This window comes from Rhizobacter sp. P2_H2 (assembly GCF_056403375.1).
In genome coordinates, this window is record NZ_JBFUFP010000525.1 from 1 (window position 1) to 3748 (window position 3748).

Annotated in this window: 4 protein-coding genes and 1 pseudogene; 3 read left to right on the forward strand and 2 right to left on the reverse strand. The window is 69.0% G+C overall.

Annotated features, from left to right (window positions below; translation table 11 throughout):
* Window positions 1-338 (reverse strand): annotated as a pseudogene (locus AC1D15_RS21685) (hypothetical protein); the annotation flags it as partial.
* A gap of 190 nt (window positions 339-528) precedes the next feature.
* Between AC1D15_RS21685 and AC1D15_RS21690 the strand changes: the two are divergent.
* Both AC1D15_RS21690 and AC1D15_RS21695 read left to right on the forward strand, forming a co-directional pair.
* Window positions 529-753: a hypothetical protein gene (locus AC1D15_RS21690; protein ID WP_047505575.1), complete on the forward strand. Its 225-nt coding sequence runs from the start codon at window positions 529-531 to the stop codon at window positions 751-753.
* Window positions 754-1010: 257 nt separating this feature from the next.
* Window positions 1011-2069 (forward strand): hypothetical protein, encoded by a 1059-nt coding sequence (locus tag AC1D15_RS21695; protein ID WP_477827596.1) that lies wholly within the window; start codon window positions 1011-1013, stop codon window positions 2067-2069.
* A 21-nt stretch (window positions 2070-2090) separates the two neighbouring features.
* Here the strand turns inward: AC1D15_RS21695 and AC1D15_RS21700 are convergent, their stop codons facing one another.
* Entirely contained in the window at window positions 2091-2588 is a 498-nt protein-coding gene (locus AC1D15_RS21700; protein WP_477827597.1) for a DUF3016 domain-containing protein, read from the reverse strand.
* 118 nt (window positions 2589-2706) lie between these two features.
* On the opposite strand from AC1D15_RS21700, the gene AC1D15_RS21705 reads away from it, so the two are divergent.
* Window positions 2707-3748, forward strand: a 1042-nt coding sequence (locus AC1D15_RS21705) for a M48 family metalloprotease (protein ID WP_477827598.1), incomplete at its 3' end; no start/stop codon positions are given.

Below are 3748 nucleotides of genomic sequence, written 5' to 3' on the forward strand. Positions count from 1 at the left end.
GTGCAGGAGTAGGTGGTCGTGTTCGTCAACGTGGTGACGGTGATCGGGCTGCTGGTGCCCGTGGCCGATCGGGTCGTGGCACCAGTGGCTGCGCAGCTGCCGGTGTAGCTTGTGGCCGTGCCACCGCTGGTCGATGCCGTGAAGGCGAGGACGGCCTGAGCGTCGCCGGCGGTGGCCGAATCCAGCGTCGGCGTGCCGGGCGCCGTCGTGGTCGTGGTGCTCGTCGTGCTTGTCGACGAGGACGATCCGTTGCCGCCGCACGCGGCGAGCATCAGCAGCGGCCCGACCTGCAGCAGGGATCGGAGGAGTTGAACTGCACGCGAAGGGGCTTGGGTCACGGGTGGCTCCAGAAGGCGGTTGCACGGACGTCGGATAAAACGCACCGTGGACGGTAGAGCTACTTTGTGGAGCAAGAGAGAGCGTTGTCTGCACACTTTCTGCATCTTTGTAGCCAGTCCCTGCGGGGAGGGCCCCGTCTGCGGTACGCTGCCGCCCTTGGCCCGGCAAGCGGGCCTGCGGAGAGCGTTCATGAAGACCCACAACATCGAAATCCAGCGCGTGAAATCCATGGCCCACGACGTTCACGGCATGGTGCATCTGAAGGTCGATGCGCTGGTGCAGACGGTGACCAACCACGACGACGAGCCGTCCAGCGTCATCAGCCTGACCGAGGCGAACCTGCGCGTGCTGCAGGCGTTGATCAAGAACCAGCTGCTCGAGCTCGACAAGCGCAAGGCGCGCAGCCGCTTTTGAAGATGACCACCCCCACGTCGCTTCGCTCCTGCCCCCCGAGGGGGGCGCTCAGCCCCCTTGGGGCGGCCCGGCGTCGACTGAGTTGAAACCGGGTGTGACCCCGGGCCGCCGCGCCCTACAGGCCGGCGCTGCAAGGCCGATGACAGGGGCGAGTGCCGTTCGATCCGGCCTTCAACCCGCCTGTGCACGCGAGCGAAGTGACCACTGACGGTTACCAGTTCTCGCGCCACAATGGTGCCTTCGACCCATGATCCCCGATGACCGTGCCCTCCGTTCCCACCAAGACCTCGCGCGGCCATGACGAGCTGCGCACCCGCACGCAGCGGCTCGGTCAGCGGCACCGCACGGTGCTGTTCCTGGTGGACGGCCGGCGCACGCTGGCCGAGGTGCTGAGCCTGGCGCACCAGGCCGGCGCGCAGACCGTGCATTTCGAGGAACTGGTGCGGCTGGGGCTGGTCGAGATTCCTGCCGAACAGGTGGTGTCGGAGGCGATCGACAGCGGCTCCGGTGCGCTCGATGCCCCCAAGCTCACGAGCGTGGCCCTGGACGTGCCGACACCGCACCAACCCGAGCCTGAACCGATCGTCCCCGTCATCACGCCGCTCACGATCGACGAGCATGCCGACGCGGCACCGATCGACGCGGCCCACCTGTCGTCCACCTCGATGATTCCGCCACAAGCGGTGGCGCCGCCATCGATGCACGCGCCGGTCGACGAACCGATCGCACTGGAGCCCTCTGTGCCACGGGCGCGCCGGGTCGAGCCCGAACCCGCACCACCGGTGCAACTGGTGGAGACGGCCGTGCCGTGGTCCGACACCATCCCGCTTGTCGAGGAACCCAGGGAGGCCGTCTGGGTCGCGCCCGTGCCGGCCGTGGCAACGAAGCCGGCGAAGAAATCAGGCGCCCGCGCTGCGGCGGGCGGCGTGACGGCCGTGCTGAACAAGGCGTTGGGCCGCGGGCGTGCCAAAGCTGTCGCAGACTTGCCGCCGGTGACGCCAAAAATCGAGAAACCGTCATCGGAACAGCAACTGATCGCCCAGGTGCGCGAGCTGCTGCTCGACACCTTGCGCATCGATGCGCCGCTGTTCGCCGCGCTGACCCACGGCAAGGTGCGTTCGGCGCAGACCCAGCGCGACCTGATCGAGCTGGTGTGGGAGATCGAGCGCCACAACAGCCATGCGCGCATGTCGCGCGACGAGCTGATCAGCCTGCAGCAGGCGCGCGAACTGCTCGGCATGGGCAACACGCTGGTGGCGGGCGACAGCCAGTCCGACCGTCACGACGACTGGCCGACCACGCAGCCGCGGTTGTGACGCCGCCGCGAGGCTTCTGGCTCAGTTCGTTGCCGCGCGGGCGGTGCCGAATTCCTTCGTGAACCAATCTGCCAGCAGGGTCTTTTCGCGGCCGAGCGGACCCCGGGCGGTGTCCAGCCCGGCGGATCTCCGCGAGGCCAGGTCGCTCAACGCGGCGTCGCCGGAACGCAGCGTCTGGCCGCCGGACACCAGCGTGTAGCGCAGCCAGATGCGCGCGCTGTCGTGGTTGTCGCGGACCACCCGCAGGTCGCCGCGCGAGCTGTGCCGCACGTAGCCGGCCAGGTCCACGTCGAGCAACTCGACCTGCAGCGATTGGCCGGCCGGCAGGTTCTGCGCCGCGAGCGACTGCAGCTGGTCGGCCAGCAGGCGCAGGTTGGCGTCACGTTCGCGCGGCGTATCGCCGGCGTCGACGAAGCGTTCCGGCTGCTGGTAGCCGACCTCGGCCGAACCTGCAGCCAGGGCCGGTTCGGCCACGCACGCCGCGAGCGCGGCCCATCCGATGATCGATCCGAAGCGCATCGTGAAACTCCTGAAGCCTGACTCGCAACGGTACGCTGCCGTTCGTGGGCGTGCAAGCGTGCCCGACGGCTCCTCCCAGCGGCTACCATCCGCCCGCACTCCCGGAAAGGTCTCTGCCATGCGTCGTCTGCTGATCCCCTTGTTGCTGGCCACGTCGCTGCTGGGCGCCTGCGCCTCCGTCGTCAATCCGGTGACGGGCCGCAGCGAACGCACGGTGATGGACGAGCCGTCCGAGATCGCCGAGGGCAAGAARGCGCACCAGGAGGTGTTGAAGGAATACACCGTGCTCGACAGCGCACCGGTGCAGGCCTACGTGAACGACCTCGGCCAGCGCCTGGCGAAGCAGTCGCACCGGGCGCAGCTGCAATGGACCTTCACCGTGCTCGACAGCCCCGAGGTCAATGCCTTCGCGCTGCCGGGCGGCTACGTCTACGTGACGCGCGGCATCATGGCCTACATGGAGAGCGAGGGCGACCTGGCCGGCGTGATGGGCCATGAGATCGGCCACGTGACGGCCCGCCATGGCGCGCAGCGCGCCACGCGCCAGCAGACCGCCGGCATCGGCGTGGTCGCGGCCACCGTGCTCGGCGCGGTGCTGGGCATCGGCGACGTGGCGAACCAGGTGTCGCAGAGCGTCGCGGCCGGCTACATCGCCTCGTACAGCCGCGACCAGGAGTCGCAGGCCGACCAGCTCGGCGCCGAGTACCTGGTGCGCAACCGCTACGACCCGAAGAAGATGGTCGAGGTGATCCAGGTGCTGAAGCGCCAGGAGCAGTTCGCGGCCGACACCGCGAAGGCCGAGGGCCGCAGCGCCTCCGGCGGCAACGACTGGCTGGCCTCGCACCCGAGCAACGACCAGCGCCTGCGCGACATCACGACGATCGCCGACGGCTATGCGAAGGACGCCGACTATGTCGACGAGGGCCGCGATCGCTACCTGCAGACGATCGCCGGGCTGCCGTTCGGCGAGAGCCGCGCACAGGGCGTGACGCGCGGGCGCGGCTTCTACCATGAGCCGCTGGGTATCGCGCTGAAGGCGCCCGAGGGCTGGAAGGTGCAGAACTCGGCCGAGGACATCACGCTCGTCAATGCCGCGGGCGATGCCGGGCTGGTGGTGATGCTGGCGCCCGCCAAGGCCGGCAGCACGCATGAGGAGATCG